Below are 17,798 nucleotides of genomic sequence, written 5' to 3'. Positions count from 1 at the left end.
GTGGAGGCATGGCCAATCGCCTCGCTGACGCGACCTCGCCCTACCTGCTGCAGCACCGGGACAACCCGGTGGACTGGTGGCAATGGTCGGAAGAAGCATTCGCCGAAGCCCGCCGGCGGGATGTGCCGGTGATCATCTCGGTCGGCTACGCGGCCTGTCACTGGTGTCATGTGATGGCGCACGAGTCCTTCGAGGACGACCAGGTTGCCAAGGTCATGAACGACGGTTTCGTGGCGATCAAGGTGGATCGGGAGGAACGGCCGGACGTCGACGCCGTCTACATGACCGCCACCCAGGCCATGACCGGGCAGGGCGGCTGGCCGATGACGGTCTTCGCCACCCCGGACGGGGAGCCGTTCTTCTGCGGGACGTACTACCCGAAACAGCATTTCACGCAGCTTCTGGAGTCGGTCGGCACGGCGTGGCGGGAGCAGCGCGACGAGGTTCTCAAGCAGGGGGCCGAGGTCGTCAAGGCGATCGGTGGTGCCCAGCTCGTCGGCGGGCCGACGGCGCCCGTCTCGGCGGAACTGCTCGACCACGCGGCTCAGGACCTGTTCAAGAACCACGACCGGACGAACGGGGGATTCGGCGGCGCCCCGAAGTTCCCGCCGCACATGAGCATGCTGTTCCTGCTCCGCCACCACCAGCGCACCGGTTCCGCCGAGGCTCTCGACGTGGTGCGGCACGCGGCCGAGCGGATGGGCCGGGGCGGCATCTACGACCAGCTGGCCGGTGGGTTCGCGCGCTACGCGGTCGACGCGACGTGGACCGTTCCGCACTTCGAGAAGATGCTCTACGACAACGCGTTGCTGCTGCGGGCGTACACCCAGCTGTGGCGCATCGACGGTGACCCGTTCGTCAAACGGATCGCCGACGAGACCGCCGCGTTCCTGCTGCGGGACCTCGGCACCCCGGCCGGTGGGCTGGCGTCCGCGCTCGACGCCGACGCCGACGGGGTCGAGGGACTCACCTACGCGTGGACGCCCGCCCAACTCGTCGAGGTGCTGGGGGAAGAGGACGGCAACTGGGCGGCCGACCTCTTCCGGGTGACCGACAAGGGCACGTTCGAGCACGGCAGCAGTGTGCTGGTGCTGGCTCGCGACATCGACGCCGCCGACCCTTCGCTGGTGGCGCGCTGGACGTCGGTACGCGAAAGGTTGCTGGAAGCCCGCGCGGCGCGACCCCAGCCCGCCCGTGACGACAAGGTCGTCGCCTCCTGGAACGGCCTCGCCGTGACCGCCCTCGCGGAGCACGGCGTGCTCACCGGATCGCCGGCGTCCCGCACGGCCGCGATCGAGCTGGCCGAGGTGCTCGCCGCCCGGCACCTCGTCGACGGACGGCTGCGCCGCGTGTCGCGCGACGGCACGGTGGGGGAGCCGGCCGGCGTGCTGGAGGATTACGGCTGTGTCGCCGAGGGCTTCCTGGCGGTGCACCAGATCACCGCCGACGGCCGCTGGCTCGGCCTTGCCAAGCAGTTGCTGGACGTGGCGCTGGCCCACTTCGGCACCGGCGAGGGCGGCTTCTACGACACCGCCGACGACGCGGAACGCCTGGTCACCCGCCCCGCCGACCCGACCGACAACGCCACGCCGTCGGGCCTGTCGGCGCTGGTCGCGGCCCTGGTCTCCTATGCGGCGCTGGCCGGCGGGACGTCTTACCGCGAAGCCGCCGACGCCGCCCTGGAAAAGGTCACGCCGCTGTTCGTCAAGCACGCACGCTTCGCCGGCTATTCGGCGACGGTCGCGGAGGCGGCGCTGACCGGCCCGTACGAGATCGCCGTGGCCACCACCGACCCGGACGACCCGCTGGTCGCCGCCGCCTACCGGTACGCCCCGCCCGGCACCGTGATCGTGGTCGGCGAGCCGGACCGCCCGGGGGTGCCGCTGCTGGCCGATCGCCCGCTGCGCGACGGGAAGCCCACCGCGTACGTCTGCCGGGGTTTCGTCTGCGACCGCCCGGTGACCGACCCCGCCGAACTGATCGCCCGCCTGCGCGGCTGAGCTGGGGCGTCACTAAGCTTGGCGAGCGATGGATACCCGAACCGGTCTGCCCGTAGTCGGCATGGTGGGCGGCGGCCAGCTGGCCCGGATGACCCACCAGGCTGCGATCTCCCTCGGCCAGTCACTGCGCGTGCTCAGCGTGACCGCTGACGACAGTGCCGCCCTCGTGGCGGCTGACGTGCGGATCGGCACGCACACCGATCTCGCCGCCCTGCGCGAGTTCGCCAAAGGCTGCGAAGCGGTCACCTTCGACCACGAGCACGTCCCCAACGAGTACATCGCCGCCCTCGAGGCCGAGGGCGTCAAGGTCTTCCCCGGCGCGGCGGCGCTGGTGTTCGCGCAGGACAAGGGCCTGATGCGGGAGCGTCTGGCCGCGCTCGGCGCGCCGGTGCCGCGCTGGCGGCGGATCTCGACGGCGGGCGACATCGAGAGCTTCGCGGGCGGCTCCTGGCCGGTCGTGGCCAAGGCGACCCGCGGCGGGTACGACGGTAAGGGCGTCTGGATGCTGTCGTCGGCCCCGGAAGCGGCCGAACTCGTCGCCACCGGCACCCCGTTGATCGTCGAGGAGCGGGTGCCGCTTCGCCGGGAACTCGCCGCCCTGGTCGCGCGGTCGCCGTTCGGGCAGGTCGCGGCCTACCCGGTGGTCGAGACGGTGCAGCGGGACGGCATCTGCGTCGAGGTGCTCGCCCCCGCCCCCGGGTTGTCCGAGACGCGGGCGATCGAGGCCCAGCAGCTCGCCATCGACCTGGCCAACGCGCTCGGCGTGGTCGGCCTGCTCGCCGTCGAGTTGTTCGAGACCGCCGACGGCATCGTCGTCAACGAGCTCGCCATGCGGCCGCACAACTCCGGGCACTGGACCATCGAGGGCGCTCGCACGTCGCAGTTCGAGCAGCACCTGCGCGCCGTCCTCGACTATCCGATGGGCGCCACCTCGCTCACCGCGCCGGCGGTCGTCATGGCCAACGTGCTCGGCGGCCCTCCCGGCGGGATGTCGATCGACGAGCGGTTGCACCACCTGTTCGCGGCCGACCCCGGGGCGCGCGTGCACCTCTACGGCAAGCAGGTCCGGCCCGGCCGCAAGATCGGGCACGTCACCGTTCTCGGTGACGACATGGCTTCGGTACGCTCGCGGGCCGGCCGGGCCGCCAAGTGGCTTCAGGAAGGCGAATAGATGAGTCCGCAGGTCGGCATCATCATGGGCAGCGACTCCGACTGGCCGACGATGGAGGCCGCCGCGGTCGCCCTCGCCGAGTTCGGGGTGCCGTTCGAGGTCGGCGTCGTCTCGGCTCATCGCACCGTCCGCAAGATGGTCGACTACGCCGAGTCCGCCGCCGACCGTGGCATCAAGGTGATCGTCGCGGGTGCCGGCGGGGCCGCCCACCTGCCCGGCATGGTGGCCGCGCTGACGCCGCTGCCGGTCATCGGCGTGCCGGTGCCGTTGAAGCACCTCGACGGCATGGACTCGCTGCTCTCGATCGTGCAGATGCCGGCCGGCGTGCCGGTGGCGACCGTCTCCATCGGCGGCGCGCGCAACGCCGGCCTGCTCGCCGTCCGGATTCTCGGCGCCGCCGACGCCGGGCTGCGGGCGAAGATGGCCGCGTTCCAGGCGAGCCTCGAGAAGTTGGTCGCCGAGAAGGACGCGGCCCTGCGGGAACGGTTGCTGGGCTAGATGCCGCGGCGGTGGGGTCCGGCGGTTGTGCTGGCGGTTCTCGGCGTGGTGCTGGGAGTCGTGGAACGCAACGTCGCCTCCCCGATCGTGTTCCTCGTGCTCGCGGCCCTGGTGTCACCGCGCGCGTTCCCGCGATCGGTGAGCGACGCCGAGGCGCGCGAGCGGAGCAGCCAGGACGGCCGTCCCATCATCTACTGGCGGCCCGGCTGCCCGTTCTGCATCCGGTTGCGGGCCCGTGTCGGCCGGTTGTCGCGCCGAGCCCACTGGGTCGACATCTGGGCCGACCCGCAGGGCGCGGCCGGCGTCCGAGCGATCACCGGCGGCGACGAGACAGTCCCGACCGTGGTCTTCCGAGGCGAGGGCTTCGTCAACCCCGCCCCGGCCCGCGTCGTCGAGATGATCAGTAGCACTGGAAGATGAAGGCCGCGGCGTCGAAGCGGCCCGCGGCGAGGTCGTCGCGCCGCCTCACCCAGTACAAACTGCCGCAATCGCCCCACACCATCTCCGTGTCATTGTCGGAGTCGATCTGCACCAGGGACGTCCACAGCAGCGCCTCGTTCCACAACGCCGGATCCGAGTAGGGAAGGCTCGCGTCCAGGCGCTGCCTCGCCGCGGCGACCTCGACCGATTCCTGAACAGGGTCGGCGTAGCCGCCGAACCGAACGCTCGGGTGTCAGCGCATGCGGACCAGGGCGTCCCGCAGGCCCTCGCGGGTTCGGCGGCGGTTCTCGTTGGTGGCGCCGAAGATCAGCAGGATCAGGCCCACCGGGAGCAGGACCGGCCACGGGCCGACCAGGGTGGTCACGAAGTGGATCGCGGTGAAGCCGGTGGCCACCGCGCCCACCACCACCGGGGCCTGCTGGCGGTAGGTCGAGCCGACGATCAGGGTGGCCACGGCGCCGAGAAGCAGCAGGACCTCGCGCAGCTCACCGCCGTCGCCGGCCAGGACGATGCCGATGGTGGGGACGAACGCGGCGAGCAGTGCCGGACCGTACGCCGCCCAGCTGCTCAGGTCGGCCCGGGTGCGGGACTCCACCGCGCCGACGGCCAGGGCCAGGGCGGCGAACGGCAGGGTGTACGCCTCCGGCAGCGCCACGTCGGCCAGCGAGATGAACAGCCACCAGCCGACGATCTCGAAGCCGATCGCCAGCCAGAACAGCAGGCGCCGCTGGTTGGACGAGCGGCCGGTGCGGGAGGCCGCCAGGCCCAGCACGGCACCCCACGCGGCGAACAGGGCCGCCAGGTGGGCCGGGGAGTCGTAGGCCAGGGCCCCGGCCAGGACCGCGGACGTGTAGCCGGCCCACTCGACGGTGGTGGCCTCGCGGCGGTAGTGGGGCAGGCCCATCCGCGGGACGGCGGCCTCGATGACGAGCAGGGCGGCACCCACCCCGAGGACGCCGAAGGCGGCCCAGGAACGGTCCACCCCGGCGGCGATCGCGGCGGTCAGGACGAAGAACTGGGCCATCACCGCGGCGAACAGCCAGCCCAGGACCCGAGCCGGCTGGGACCGGCCGGCCAGGGCCGCGACCAGGCCGACGCCGACCGCGCTGCCCAGCGTGAACAGGGTCAGTGGCTGCTGGGCCAGGGCGCCGGCCAGGCCCGCGTTGCCGGCCAGCAGGCCGATCACGAAGACGATGTTGCGGACGGTTCGCAGCAGCGAACCCCGGGTGGTGGCCGGCGGCGGGGTCAGGGCCAGGCCCAGCATCGAGACGGTGAAGACCACCAGGGCCGCGCTGGTCGCCGCGGGGAACGCGAGATGCAGGGCGATCGGCGCGATCAGCAGGGTGATCGCGATGCCGGGGAGGATCACCGGGACAGCCTCGGAGGTCTTGCCCCCGAAGCCGATCGCGGCCAGCGCGGACGCCCCGGTGAGCAGGACGATGGCCAGCACACTGGTCGCGTCGACGGAACCCGAGGAGGGTTGGGACAGGGCGGTGATCGGACCGTCCCAGATGTGCCCGACCTGCCCGAGCGGGTCGATGAGCGCCGCTTTCAGGGCCGGTGCGATCGAGAAGATCGCCAGCACCGTCGGCAGCAGGGCCAGCACCACGGCACTGGTGGCCGGGTCGACCATCCAGCGGCCGCTCAGGCCGCTCGGGCGCAGGCTCGTCCACCGGGTGGTCTCGTAGCTGGAGCCGGACCAGTAACGGTTCCGCGCCACGGTCAGTCCTGGGGCGGGGGTCGCGCCGCGCAGCAGCTCCGCCATGACGCCCATCAGGGCGGCCGCGGCGGCGTAGAGGGCTGTCGAGTAGGGCGTGGGGATCGAGGCGAACGCCGTCCCGGTCGCGCCCAGCACCAGGCCGACCGTGGCCCAGGGGAGGTATTGCGGGATCCACCGGCCGGCCAGTGCGAGGGCGGCCAGGCTCAGCGCCGACGCGGCCAGTGCGGCGGTCAGCACCACCTGGGCGCCGTGGCCCTGGTCGGCGGCCAGCGCGGCCAGTACGCCCGGCACGGCCAGCAGGGCGCCACCGGTCGCGGCGCCGCCGATCTGGGCACGGTGCCGGGGCATCCCGGTGTCGTCGCGGGCCAGGTCGGCCTCGGTCACGGCCGGACTGCGCCAGCGCGACGGCGGGGGCGCTTCGTCGGCGTTCGCCGCCGGGGCCACCGGGGTGCGGGCCATGACCGCGGTCAGCACGCCGGTCAGCACGATCAGCAGCAGGGCCAGGCCGGTCGACCAGGGCCGGGCCAGGCCGGCGCCGGCGGTGTGCAGGAGCACGGCGGCCGCGGCCGCGGCCCGGCAGATCGCCGAGCGTGGGTCGGTGGCGGCGATCGCGGCCATCGCGTAGGCGATCGCCACCGCGCCACCCACCAGCAGCGGGGACCACCAGGGCAGGCCGAGCGCGGCCGGGGTGCCGATGGCGGCGAGCGCGCCGCAGGTCGCCGAGATCGCGTACGACCAGGGGCGGGGCGCCGCGAAGGCAGCCGCCAACGCGATCACCACGAGCGTGAACGGAGCCTGCCAGGCGCCCGGTTGGGCGGCGTCGGGGTATCGGCTCAGATCGGCCGCCCACACGTTGCCATGCAAGGCCAGCACCTTCAGGCCGCCGGCCAGGGCCTGGTAACCCGCGATCGCACCGACCACGATGCCGCCCGCGGCCAGACCTCGCACCGGCCCGCGCCGCCAGTCGTCGGGCAGCGTGGCCACGCCGAGCGCGACGATCAGCACCACCACGCCGGCCACGGCGAGCGGGGCCGCCGGGAAGGCCAGGGCGAAGACCCGGGCCAGCGCGCCGCAGATGGCCACCGTGGCGGCGGCCGCCGCGATGTCGGGACCGTCGAGCACCCGGTCGCTGCGGCGGCCGTTGTCGATCGACTTGGCGAAGAACAGCAGGGCCGCCGCGACCAGCAGCAGCGCGCCCACCCACACGTCGGGCGGGGTGGCGCCGGGGGCCATCAGCGCGGCCAGGGCCAGCGCCACCGCGCCCAGGCCGGCGCCGGCGGTCAGCGGGACGCTCACCTCGCGGCGGGCCACCTGGAACACCGCCGCGTAGCTGAGCGTGGCCGCCACCGCGAGGAACCCGACGGCCAGGGCGGGTACGGTCACGGCCTCGGTGGGCGGTGGTCCGTCGCCCCTGTCGGAGACGGCCAGCGCGGCCGTCACCACGGCGCCGGGCAGGGCCAGAGCCGCCCCGCCGGCCGCCCAGTCGCCGATCACCCAGGCGTAGAGCTTGAACGGGATCAGGCGGGCCGCCACCGTCAGCATCACCCCGGCGCCGGCCAGGGCCGTGAGCACGGCCGCGGTCAGCCAGGACGCGCTCAGGGCGGCGCCCGCGCCGAACAGGCCGACCGTGCCGGCCGCGGCGACGTGGGTGATGGCCACCCGGCGGGTGCCGGCCGAGACCACCCCGGCCGCGCCGATCGCGATCGCCGCCAGCACCAGCGGCCACGGGGCCTCCGACCAGCGCAGCCCCAGCGACGAGGGCACGCTCAGCGCGGTCAGCGCCACCCCGATCACCGCGCCCTCGTGGCGCACGCTGCGCGGCAGCGCCAGGGCCGCGGCGAAGGTGACGAGCAGGGCGCTGAACGCCAGCAGCCAGCCCGAGTCGCCGGCCGCCTCGGAGATGCGCTGCGCGTAGTTCGCGGTGTCGGCGTCCCAGACCGGGCGGGCCGCCTGCAGCGGGGCCAGGGCGGCGCGGATGCCGTCCAGGGTCAGGAAGACCCCGATGATCACCAGCGCGATCGCCGAGGCGATCTCCGGGCCGCGCCGGACCTCGTCGCGCAGCAGTCCGACCAGGGCGCCGACCACCGCCACCGCGGCCGCCGCCACGACCAGGGTCCAGCGCGGTGACACCACGTCGGCGATGCGGGCCGCCGAGCCGATCACGGCAAGGGTCAGCACGCCCCCGGTGATGTTGCGGGCCAACGCGTTGTCGAGCAGGTGGGCGGCGGCCACGGCGGCCAGCGCGGCCAGCACCAGGATCAGACCGGAGCGCAGCGCGTCGGACACCAGCCGGGCCTGCAGCAGCGCCACCGCCGAATAGAGCAGGGCGCCGGCGCTGGCCACACAGAGCAGCGCGAACGTGAGCTCACGCAGCCAGTCGGCGGACGGCGGGCGGGCGGCCGGGGCCACCGGCACAGTGGCGGCCGCGGGCGCGCCGGCCGGGCGGGGGCCGGGGAAGATCCGGGTCGGCGCCCATTTCCAGCGGCGCCGGCCGGTCATCCCCTCGATGATCAGGTCGGGTTCCTCGGGCTGCGACTCGGGGCGTGGCGGGGTCTCGGCCGCGAAGTCGGCGGCACCCGCGGCGTACGCCTCGTCACCGGGCGCCATGCCCTCGCGGTCGGCCGGGACCGGGCGGTTCATCGGCCAGCGCGGCACCAGGCGACCGCTGTTGATCACGGTGGTCAGCAGGAGCAGGTCGAGCACCGCCACCACGGTCAGGGCGAGACCCCAGCCGGCCGGGCTCTGGATCGACGGGTAGGCCAGCAGCGGCGGAACCGGCTGCAGGGCGATCACCGTCGCGTATCGGGGCGCGCTCAGCTTGGTGGTCGTCGCGTAGACGAAACTCGCCACCGACGTGACCGCGAACGTGATGCCGAGGAAGAGCGGCGCGGGCGTGCCGGGACCGCCGGCCAGGGCACTGCCGTGCAGCGCCCACAGCGTCATCGGCAGCAGCACCAGGCCGACGCCGGCGATCGTCTCGGCGGTCGAACTCAGGTCGCGTTTGGCGATGCCGGGTGCGGCGGCCAGTGCCACCGCGGTGAACAGGGCCAGGATGGTCGCGCGGGCGAGCGGGTTGCTCACCGCCACCCCGGCGAACACGACCGCGGCCACGCCGATGAGCAGGGCGCCGAGCGCGAGCGTGATGTTCTGCACCGACTGGGTGGAGGCCTCGGGCGGGTGCTGCTCGCCGCCGGTGAAGCCGGCCCGGCGCGGCGTCGGGCCGATGCGCTCGGTCGGCGGTGGGTCGTCGACCAGCAGGGTCGCACCGTCGGAGGCGACTCCGGGCGGGCCGGAGTGGGCGCTGCCGGGCGGCGACCACTCTGGGCGCGGCCCGGTCGGGCGCGGCCCACTCGTGCGTGGCCCGCTCGTGCGCGACCCACTTGCCCGCGCGGCCGAGCCGGCCGGCCGAGCGCCGCCGGAACGTGGCGGCATGTCGCCGGCGGGGGCACTGCCGGGTGGGGGCGGCGGGGTTTCCCAGGTGGCGCTGCCGGGTGGGGGCGGCGGAGTTTCCTGGGTGGCGCCGCCGGGCGGCGGTGGCGGAGTTTCCTGGGTGGCGCCGCCGGGCGGCGGTGGCGGGGCTTCCCGGGTGGCGTCACCGGGCGGCGGTGGCGGCGAGAAGTCCTCCGAGCGCCGACGCACCCGGCGGGTCTTGACCGACTTCGCCTTCTTCTGCTGGTTGGCGTGGGCGAGGATGTCGCGCTGGAACTGGGCGGCCTGAATCTTGGAGGCGATGTCGGAGCGTTGCTTCGCCGCGGCCATGTCGCGGATTTTCAGTTCCGCGATCGAGGCCTCGATCCGCGCCAGCTCCTCGTCGTAGCTGTCGGACTGTCCAGCCTGCGCCACGGCACCCCCTCGACCCCCGGCTTGCCCCCCGGCCGGCGGCTCCGGCCCACCCAGACGACTCAACCGGGGACAACTAGAGCATGCCGGTACGACACCTCATTAGAACAGGCTCAGTAGGGCGGAGATCTATGGAAACGGGCGCGAAACGCCGCCGACCTTTCTCAGGCGGGTGGGCGGCCCATCCCCCGATAGGTCCATCCGGCGCGCGCCCACTGGGCCGGGTCCAGGCAGTTCCGCCCGTCGATGACGCGCCGGGCGGCCACCAGCTCGCCGAGCGCGAGCGGGTCGGCGTTGCGGAACTCGGCCCACTCGGTGGCGATGACCACAAGCTCGACGCCACTCACCGCCGCTGACATCGTCGCGGCGAACTCGAGCCCCGGCTGCGCGCGGCGGGCGTTCGCCATGGCCTGCGGGTCGTAGACGTGGACGTCCGCGCCGGCCGCGGCCAGTGCGGCGGCGGCGGCGAGAGCGGGCGCGTCGCGGACGTCATCGGAATTCGGTTTGAAGGCCGCGCCCAGCACCGCGATCCGCGTGCCGGAAAGGTCCGGACCGGCCGGGCCGACCGGCCGTTCCAGCAGGTCAGCCGCCATTTGCAGGACCCGGCCCCGACGCCGGGTGTTGATCAGGTCGACCTCGTGCAGGAAGCGCAGCGCCTCGCCCGCGCCCAGCTCCTGGGCCCGCGCCTGGAAGGCCCGGATGTCCTTGGGCAGGCAGCCGCCGCCGAAGCCGAGCCCGGCCTGCAGGAACCGGTTGCCGATCCGGGGGTCGTAGCCGATCGCCCGGGCCAGCTGGGTGACGTCGGCGCCGGCCACCTCGCAGACCTCGGCCATCGCGTTGATGAAGCTGATCTTGGTGGCCAGGAACGCGTTCGCGGCCACCTTCACCAGCTCGGCCGTCGCGAAATCGGTGACCACCAGCGGAACGTCGCGATCCTCGGTGGCGGCCAGGTCGAAGACACCCTTGTGGGCGGCGCGGAACACCTCGTTCGCCCAGGCCGAGCGGATGCCGGCGACGATCCGGTCGGGGCGCAGCACGTCCTCCACCGCGTACCCCTCCTGGAGGAACTCCGGTGACCAGGCCACCTCGACCCCCAGCCGGGGGTCGGCGTGCTTGGCCACCAGCTGTTCCACCCACGTCGCCGTGCCCACCGGCACGGTCGACTTCCCGACGATCAAGGCCCGGCGGCGCAACAGCGGGGCGAGTTCGGTGACGGCGCTTTCCACGTACGTCAGATCAGCGCTCATGCCGTCCGAGCGCTGGGGCGTCCCCACGCAGATGAAATGCACGTCGGCGAAGCCGGCGGCGTCCTCGAAGGAGGTGGTGAAGCGCAACCGCCCGGCGGCCAGGTTGCGGCGCAGCAGATCGTCGAGTCCCGGCTCGTGGAACGGCACCCGGCCGGAACCGAGCGTCGCGATCTTGACCTCGTCCACGTCGACGCCGAGCACCTCGTAACCGAGCTCGGCGAAGCAGATCGCGTAAGTGGCGCCGAGATAGCCGGTGCCGAGGAACGCCAGGCGGGGAAGTGTCACATCGCGTTCAACGATCGAGCCCCTGGTGAGCGAGCGCTACGCGCCAGTAACATTGCGGCGGGGAACCGCCGAGGCGAAAGGGCCACGTCATGTCTGAGTTCGATGTCTACCGGCTGCCGGAGGACCACGAGACCATCCGTGCCGCCGTGCGTGAGATCTGCGACGCCCGAGTGGCACCCCACGCGGCCGAGGCCGACGAGACCGGCGAGTTCCCCAAGGCGTCCTACGACGCCCTGCGTTCGTCGGATTTCCACGCCCCGCACATCCCGGTCGAATACGGCGGCGCCGGTGCCGACGCGCTGGCCACCGCGATCGTGATCGAGGAAGTGGCGCGCGCGTGTGCGTCGTCGTCACTGATCCCGGCGGTCAACAAGCTCGGCACGATGCCGCTCATCCTGTCGGGCTCCGCCTCGCTGAAGGAGCGCTACCTGCCGAAGGTCGCCTCCGGCGAGGCGATGTTCTCCTACTGCCTGTCCGAGCCCGAGGCCGGCTCCGACGCCGCCTCGATGACCACCCGCGCGGTCCGCGACGGCGACTTCTGGGTGCTCAACGGCGTCAAGCGATGGATCACCAACGCCGGCGTCTCCGAGTTCTACACCGTCTTCGCGGTGACCGACCCGAGCGCCCGCTCCCGCGGGATCTCCGCCTTCGTCGTCGAGAAGTCCGACGAGGGCGTCTCGTTCGGCGCACCCGAGAAGAAGCTCGGCATCAAGGGCTCGCCGACCCGCGAGGTCTACTTCGACAACGTACGCATCCCGGCCGACCGGATGATCGGCGATGAGGGCACCGGGTTCGCCACCGCCATGCAGACCCTCGACCACACCCGGGTCACCATCGCCGCCCAGGCCATCGGCATCGCCCAGGGCGCTCTCGACTTCGCCCTCTCCTACGCCAAGGAGCGCAAGCAGTTCGGCAAGCCGATCGCCGACTTCCAGGGCCTGCAGTTCATGCTGGCCGACATGGGCATGAAGCTCGAGGCGGCCCGCCAGCTCACCTACGCGGCCGCCGGCAAGAGCGAGCGCGGCGACGCCGACCTGACCTACTTCGGCGCGGCGGCGAAGTGCTTCGCCTCCGACGCCGCCATGGAGATCACCACCGACGCGGTCCAGATTCTCGGCGGGTACGGCTACACCCGCGACTATCCGGTCGAGCGAATGATGCGGGACGCCAAGATCACCCAGATCTACGAGGGTACGAACCAGGTGCAGCGCATCGTGATGGCGCGCCAGCTTCTGAAAGGCTGAGATAAGCAAGTAACCGCAGGTCAAGTGGTACGGCATTGTCTCGGTGCAGAGTTGTCGTGGGGTCGCTCGCAATCAAGATCAGTCGACTTCCCCGATCCACCGATACCGGCGCTTCGGGCTCCTGGTGGGCCCGATGGCGTCGATGGTTCCGGATGCCAGCATCCTGCGCAGGTGGTTCAGGACTGCTCGTCGGGACAGTCCCGTCATCTCGGCCAGTTCGCTTGCCTGAGCATTTCGTTGGTCAGGTAATGCTCACGCAGCATCGGCACGGCGATCTGATGTGCTGGGGTGGGCAGGTGCGCCGCGAGTCCCGCGATCCAGCGGCGCGTGTGGAAAGCACTGTTGCGGATTCTGCGTAGGGTGCGGCGCGGCGCCTCGTCATCCAGATCCTGAACGGTCGTCCCGTCGACGACTTCCCGGTCGTGCAAAGGCTGGGTCCGTGCGGCCAGGCTTCGGCGGCGTGGTGCTTGGTGTGCATCTTCAGCCGCCTGCTGCGGTACTGCCGAAGGCTGGAGTTTCCGGTCGGGTTCGATCCAGTAGTGGGTGTAGCCGGTTCTCGTGACATGAGCAAGTCCTTCGGTGGGGCATCACCGCCGCGACCGCTCAAGAGCACCATGTCGCCAGTGCTGGCGCGCCGGCTCCTCAAGGGCTGACGACCGGGGGTTCGGGGCGGCGGCACTCGGCATCGATGCGGTAAGTTGCACCGTGCTCGCGATTATCGATGTCGAAGACGGTGCCGCTCTGCCGCCGACATTCGGACGCTTGCCGCATTCACTTCATCGTTCCCGGGGCAACCGTCCATGAGCGACTCGGCCCTCACCAGCCAGCGTGATCCGTCCACAGTGGCACTTTCGTCCGACGAGCTCGTCACTCAGCCGATTCCGATCGTGGGGCCGGTGGTGGACTCGCGGACGAACCTGCCGTCGCTGACCGGGCTGCGGTGGCTGGCCGCGCTGCTTGTCTTCGCGTTCCACCTGCACGTCATCGAGTACTTCGGTAAGGGCGACGCGCGGGACCTCATCGACAGGGCGTTCGAGCCGGGGATCGTGGGGGTGTCGTTCTTCTTCATCCTGTCCGGCTTCGTGCTGATGTGGTCGTCACCGCGGACCCGGCCGGGCCGGTTCTGGTACAGGCGTTTCGCCCGGGTCTACCCGCTGCATCTGGCCACGGCCGTGCTCGCGCTGCTGTTCGTGGCGACTTGCAAGCCCAAGGAGTTCCCCACCGCGTCGGTGATCCTGTCGAACCTGACGCTCACCCACACCTGGGTCCAGGACGTGACCTTCTTCCAGAGCTTGAACACGGTCAGCTGGACGCTTGCCTGTGAGGCGTTCTTCTATCTGCTGTTCCCGCTGTTCGCCGGCCTGGTGAGCAGGCTGCGGGCGGGCGGCGCGCTGCTGCTGGCGGGCGTCTCGCTGATCGTCGTCATGGTGGGTCCGGTGCTGTCCCTGCGGTTCGCCGCCGAGCAGGACGTCCTGTGGTTTTGGCACTGGAACCCGCTGGGCCGGTTCCCCGAGTTCCTGCTCGGTGTGGCGCTGGCCCGGTTCGTGTGGTTGACGCACGATCAGCTGCGGCGGCACACCCGGCTGCTCGGCCTCGGCGCGGTAGTGGTGACCTTCATCGGCTACTACAACATCCCGGAAGAAGCCGATGTCATCCACTCGGCCTCGTACACGGCGGCCGGCTTCGGTCTGATCCTGGTGGCCGCGGCGGTTTGCGACATCCGCGGCCGGCGCCTGATCTGGTCCCGGCCGACCCTGGTCAAGCTCGGCGAGCTCTCGTTCGCCTTCTACCTGATTCATCTACTCGTCATCCGGGTCCTGGAACTGGACCCGTTCATCGGCTCGCATCCGAAGCTGCACGCCGTGCCCGCGGCGGCGCTGACCCTCATGACGTTCAGCATCTCGGTGGCGGCGGCCTGGCTGCTCCACGCCGGCATCGAGAAGCCCGCTCGGAGGCTTCTGGTGCGGCGGTGACGATTCCGTTTTTCCGCTTCCCCGCTTTTCTGCAAGGAGATCAGGAGTTCTCGTGGGCCCCTTGTCGCTGACGCTGTCCGTCGTCGTGCCGATCTACAACGAAGAGGCAGTGTTACCGCTGCTGGTCGAGCGCCTGCGGCCGGTTCTCGACGAGCTGCGGGAGCCGTACGAGGTGGTCGCCGTCGACGACGGCAGCAGTGACGGCTCCGCGGCGGTCCTGATCGGTCTCGCCCGGCTGTGGCCGGAACTGCGGATCGTGCGACTGCGGCGCAACAGCGGGCATCAGGCGGCCCTGAGCGCGGGCCTGTTCCGGTCCCGTGGTGAGTACGTGGCGAGCATCGACGCCGACCTGCAAGATCCGCCGGAGAAGATTCCGGAGATGCTCCGGCTGGCCCGGACCGAGAACCTCGACATCGTGTACGGCGTTCGCACCGACCGGAGCACCGACAACCGGTTCAAACGCTGGACGGCCGGGGCCTATTACGACCTGATCCGCCGCCTGGTCGGGAAGAACGTCCCCCGGCACGCCGGCGACTTCCGGCTCCTGAGCCGTTCCACTGTGGAGGCTCTTCGCGAACTGCCGGAGCGAGCGCCGGTGCTGCGGCTGATGGTGCCGTGGATCGGTTTTCCCAGCGGCCAGGTCACCTATACCCGCGCCGAACGAGCCGCCGGACAGACCAAATACCCGTTGCGCAAGATGCTGCTGCTCGCGGTCGACAGCGTGACCAGCTTCTCGGCCGCGCCACTGCGCCTGGCCACCTGGCTGGGGGTGGGCGGGGTCGGGCTGTGCGCCCTGCTGCTCGTGATGACCATGGTCGTCTACCTGAGCGGGCACACCGTGCCGGGCTGGTCGTCGCTGTTCGTCGCGACGCTGTTCATCGGCGCGGTCCAGTTGCTCTGCCTCGGTCTGCTCGGGGAGTACGTGGGCCGGGTCTACACCGCGGTGCAGAACCGGCCGCCCTACTTCATCGCCTCGGACTCCGCCGCTCTGGCGGCGGAAGACGACGGGCTGGTCAGGAACGCCGGCCGATGAGCAGTGACCTGATCCACGCCACGCAGGCCGAAAGCGCCGGTGGCCGAACGGACAGCGAGACCGGCCACCGGCCGGCCCACCCGCTCCGCTGGCTGCCCGCCGCGGTGACATTCCTGCTGGTCACGGCGATTCTTGCGGTGGCGCACACGGACCTGCTGGACATCGCCCGCTATACCGCCTACGCGACGCTGGCCGTCATGCTGCCGGGCACGCTGGTGTTCCGGGCGCTGCGCCGCCGGCCGCACACCCTCGTGGAAGACCTCGCGATGGGTACGGCGCTAGGCCTGGTGCTGGAACTTCCCGCGTGGGCGGCGTACTCCGTACTGGATCTGCGTTCCGTGGTTTGGACCTGGCCGTTGCTGGTGGTTGTCCCCTTCCTGATCGTGCCGCGGCTCCGCGCGCACTGGCGTCCGCGCGGCTACCAGCCCGTCCCGCTCGGGTGGTCCTGGTCGGTCGGGGCCGTCATCGTCTTCTTCACCAGCTGTCTGTACGGCGCGTTCTTCCGCGAGAACCCGATCCTGCCCGATGCCGAGAACACCCGGCAGTTCATCGACCTGCCCTACCAGCTCTCCCTGGCCGGTGAGGCGAAGCACCATTTCCCGCTCGACCTGCCGCAGGTGGCCGGGGAACCGCTGAACTACCACTGGTTCGCCTTCGTGCATGCCGCCATGGTCAGTCTGGTCGGGCACATCGACCTGCCCGTCGTCACGATGCGGTTGATGGTGCCGGCCATCATCGCGTTGACCGCCGTGCTCACCGCGGTCGCCGGTTGGCGTCTGGCCGGCCGGCCGTACGCGGGTGTCGTCGCGGCGATGCTCTTCCTGGTGGTCGGCGAGTTCCAGTTCAGTCATCCGTTCAGCATCAGCATCGGTGTGCAGGTGGCCTGGATCACCTGGCCGAGCCTGTCGATGACGTACAGCTGGGCGTTGCTGCTCGCCCTGATCGTGGTGATCGGCGACGCGCTGCGCCGGCCGGCCGACGATTCGCTCGTGCCGCCGCTGGGCCGGGGAGCGTATGTCCTGGCCGTGTTCTTCGCGTTCGCCTCGAGCGCGGCCAAGGCCAGCTCCCTGCCGGTGACCCTGGCCGGCCTGGCCCTGGCCGGGGTGGCGACCTTGGTGCGCAAGCGTCGCGTGCCGTGGGTGGTGGTGGCGCTCGGCGTCGTGGTCACGGCCGCCCTGGGCTTCGTCACCGTGGTGATCTTCCGTGGTCAGACCTACGGGCTGGGCGTGCATCCCCTGCAGGAACTCTCCCGGTTCTGGGCCGTTCCGGAGGCGGGCCGGTCCGGCGGCAAGCAGGCGACGATCGTGGCCGGGGTCTTCCTGGCTTGGCTGCTCTCGCTGCAGTTGCGCCTGGCCGGCATCGTGCCGCTGCTGGTGATGCGCCGCTTCCGGCTGGAACCGGTGCACTGGTTCCTGCTCGGCGGTGCCCTGTCGGGTCCGGCGCTGTACCTGCTGTTGGGGACCTTCAACGCGACCTGGTTCTACCGTGCCTCGCTGCCGTTCGGACTGCTTCTGTCGGCGTGGGGCTACGTCATGGTGGCCGACCGCGCCCGGCTGACGCGCCGGGCCACCACGGTCCTCGGGGTCGGGGCCGCGGCCTTCGTCATCGTGCTGTTGACCGCCACGCTGCTCCTGGCCGGACCGGAACCGAGCGGCCGGTCGTACTCTCCGGTCCTGCCGGTTCTCGGGTGGGCCGGCGTCCTGGCCGGAGCCGGGCTGATCGGTGCTCTCGGCTGGTGGGCCGTTCGGCGGCGCCCGGGAGTGGCCGGGCGCGGCCCGCTGGTCGTGCTGACCGCGGTGCTGCTGGCCGGTGCGCCCGGCCTGATCATGGAGGCCCGCCGCAACTGGGAACACCCCAACGGGGGCAGCTACGGTTCGGTGCCGGTGCCCGCCTCCCGGGTCGAAGCCGCGCGGTGGGTGCGGGCGAACAGCGATCCCGACGACGTCCTGGCCACCAACGTCCACTGCTGGGCCGACGAGCCGCCACCCAGGTGCCGGGATGCTCGCTCGTTCTGGCTCAGCGGATATGCCGAGCGGTCGGTTCTCGTCGAGGGCTGGGCCTTCGCGCCGCGGCTGGCGGCCAGCCCGAGCGGGCTCTGGCAGTTCTGGGACGCCAGGAAGTTGAAGCGCAACGACGATGCCATCTACGCCCCGACCGCCGACGGCCTGCACCGCCTCCGGGACCGCGACCACGTCCGCTATCTGGTCGTCGATCGGCGCCGCAAGGCCGAGAGCCCGCTCCTGGTGGGCCTGGCCGACCTGCGGTTCGACAACGGCCGGATGGCCGTGTACGAGCTGCGCTGACCGATCGAACGGGCGGCGGCCGGGCGAATCGGCCCGGCCCCGC

Annotated in this window: 12 protein-coding genes and 1 pseudogene; 8 read left to right on the top strand and 5 right to left on the bottom strand. The window is 71.7% G+C overall.

Features of this window, described 5'->3' with window-relative positions; genetic code table 11:
• The first annotated feature begins 8 nt into the window (after positions 1–8).
• Genes Afe05nite_RS08360 through Afe05nite_RS08345 form a run of 4 tightly spaced genes read left to right on the top strand, consistent with a single transcriptional unit; the run spans position 9 to position 4,089 of the window.
• A complete protein-coding gene (locus Afe05nite_RS08360; protein WP_203816407.1) occupies positions 9–2,000 on the top strand; it encodes a thioredoxin domain-containing protein in 1,992 nt (663 codons plus the stop codon).
• Positions 2,001–2,028: 28 nt separating this feature from the next.
• Positions 2,029–3,171, top strand: a complete 1,143-nt coding sequence (locus Afe05nite_RS08355; RefSeq protein ID WP_203816406.1) for a 5-(carboxyamino)imidazole ribonucleotide synthase — start codon at positions 2,029–2,031, stop codon at positions 3,169–3,171.
• Positions 3,172–3,669, top strand: a complete 498-nt coding sequence (gene purE / locus Afe05nite_RS08350) for a 5-(carboxyamino)imidazole ribonucleotide mutase (protein WP_203816405.1) — start codon at positions 3,172–3,174, stop codon at positions 3,667–3,669.
• Positions 3,670–3,696: 27 nt separating this feature from the next.
• A complete protein-coding gene (locus Afe05nite_RS08345; RefSeq protein WP_239117649.1) occupies positions 3,697–4,089 on the top strand; it encodes a glutaredoxin domain-containing protein in 393 nt (130 codons plus the stop codon).
• Here the strand turns inward: Afe05nite_RS08345 and Afe05nite_RS08340 are convergent.
• From Afe05nite_RS08340 to Afe05nite_RS08330, 3 genes and pseudogenes are all read right to left on the bottom strand, one after another.
• Positions 4,070–4,273, bottom strand: a pseudogene (locus Afe05nite_RS08340) (DUF1963 domain-containing protein); the annotation flags it as partial. The gene Afe05nite_RS08345 and the pseudogene Afe05nite_RS08340 overlap by 20 nt on opposite strands.
• Before the next feature lie 69 nt (positions 4,274–4,342).
• Positions 4,343–9,673 (bottom strand): SCO7613 C-terminal domain-containing membrane protein, encoded by a 5,331-nt coding sequence (locus Afe05nite_RS08335; protein ID WP_203816403.1) that lies wholly within the window; start codon positions 9,671–9,673, stop codon positions 4,343–4,345.
• 161 nt (positions 9,674–9,834) lie between these two features.
• Complete coding sequence (locus tag Afe05nite_RS08330) at positions 9,835–11,202, bottom strand: UDP-glucose dehydrogenase family protein (RefSeq protein WP_239117648.1); 1,368 nt, start codon at positions 11,200–11,202, stop codon at positions 9,835–9,837.
• 89 nt (positions 11,203–11,291) lie between these two features.
• On the opposite strand from Afe05nite_RS08330, the gene Afe05nite_RS08325 reads away from it, so the two are divergent.
• Positions 11,292–12,446: an acyl-CoA dehydrogenase family protein gene (locus Afe05nite_RS08325; RefSeq protein WP_203816402.1), complete on the top strand. Its 1,155-nt coding sequence runs from the start codon at positions 11,292–11,294 to the stop codon at positions 12,444–12,446.
• Between the two features lie 78 nt (positions 12,447–12,524).
• Here Afe05nite_RS08325 and Afe05nite_RS44910 read toward each other — a convergent pair whose 3' ends face one another.
• Entirely contained in the window at positions 12,525–12,653 is a 129-nt protein-coding gene (locus Afe05nite_RS44910) for a hypothetical protein (protein WP_203816401.1), read from the bottom strand.
• A complete protein-coding gene (locus Afe05nite_RS08315) occupies positions 12,650–12,874 on the bottom strand; it encodes a hypothetical protein (protein WP_203816400.1) in 225 nt (74 codons plus the stop codon). The genes Afe05nite_RS44910 and Afe05nite_RS08315 overlap by 4 nt, the downstream gene beginning before the upstream one ends.
• A gap of 372 nt (positions 12,875–13,246) precedes the next feature.
• On the opposite strand from Afe05nite_RS08315, the gene Afe05nite_RS08310 reads away from it, so the two are divergent.
• Genes Afe05nite_RS08310 through Afe05nite_RS08300 form a run of 3 tightly spaced genes read left to right on the top strand, consistent with a single transcriptional unit; the run spans position 13,247 to position 17,755 of the window.
• A complete protein-coding gene (locus Afe05nite_RS08310) occupies positions 13,247–14,419 on the top strand; it encodes an acyltransferase family protein (protein ID WP_203816399.1) in 1,173 nt (390 codons plus the stop codon).
• 52 nt (positions 14,420–14,471) lie between these two features.
• Positions 14,472–15,452: a glycosyltransferase family 2 protein gene (locus Afe05nite_RS08305; protein ID WP_239117647.1), complete on the top strand. Its 981-nt coding sequence runs from the start codon at positions 14,472–14,474 to the stop codon at positions 15,450–15,452.
• Positions 15,449–17,755 (top strand): hypothetical protein, encoded by a 2,307-nt coding sequence (locus Afe05nite_RS08300; RefSeq protein ID WP_203816398.1) that lies wholly within the window; start codon positions 15,449–15,451, stop codon positions 17,753–17,755. Before Afe05nite_RS08305 ends, Afe05nite_RS08300 begins: the two co-directional genes overlap by 4 nt.
• The last annotated feature ends 43 nt before the right edge of the window (positions 17,756–17,798 follow it).

This window comes from Paractinoplanes ferrugineus (assembly GCF_016862195.1).
Taxonomy (GTDB): Bacteria; Actinomycetota; Actinomycetes; order Mycobacteriales; family Micromonosporaceae; genus Actinoplanes; species Actinoplanes ferrugineus.
Note: the sequence above shows the minus strand (reverse complement) of the source record. Positions and strands in the feature narration are given on the sequence as shown.

Bases quoted from the DNA above. Each gene is read 5' to 3' on its own strand.
- Afe05nite_RS08360 (WP_203816407.1), top strand. From the start codon at position 9: ATGGCCAATCGCCTCGCTGACGCGACCTCGCCCTACCTGCTGCAGCAC.
- Afe05nite_RS08355 (WP_203816406.1), top strand. From the start codon at position 2,029: ATGGATACCCGAACCGGTCTGCCCGTAGTCGGCATGGTGGGCGGCGGC.
- purE (WP_203816405.1), top strand. From the start codon at position 3,172: ATGAGTCCGCAGGTCGGCATCATCATGGGCAGCGACTCCGACTGGCCG.
- Afe05nite_RS08325 (WP_203816402.1), top strand. From the start codon at position 11,292: ATGTCTGAGTTCGATGTCTACCGGCTGCCGGAGGACCACGAGACCATC.
- Afe05nite_RS44910 (WP_203816401.1), bottom strand. From the start codon at position 12,653: ATGACGGGACTGTCCCGACGAGCAGTCCTGAACCACCTGCGCAGGATG.
- Afe05nite_RS08310 (WP_203816399.1), top strand. From the start codon at position 13,247: ATGAGCGACTCGGCCCTCACCAGCCAGCGTGATCCGTCCACAGTGGCA.
- Afe05nite_RS08300 (WP_203816398.1), top strand. From the start codon at position 15,449: ATGAGCAGTGACCTGATCCACGCCACGCAGGCCGAAAGCGCCGGTGGC.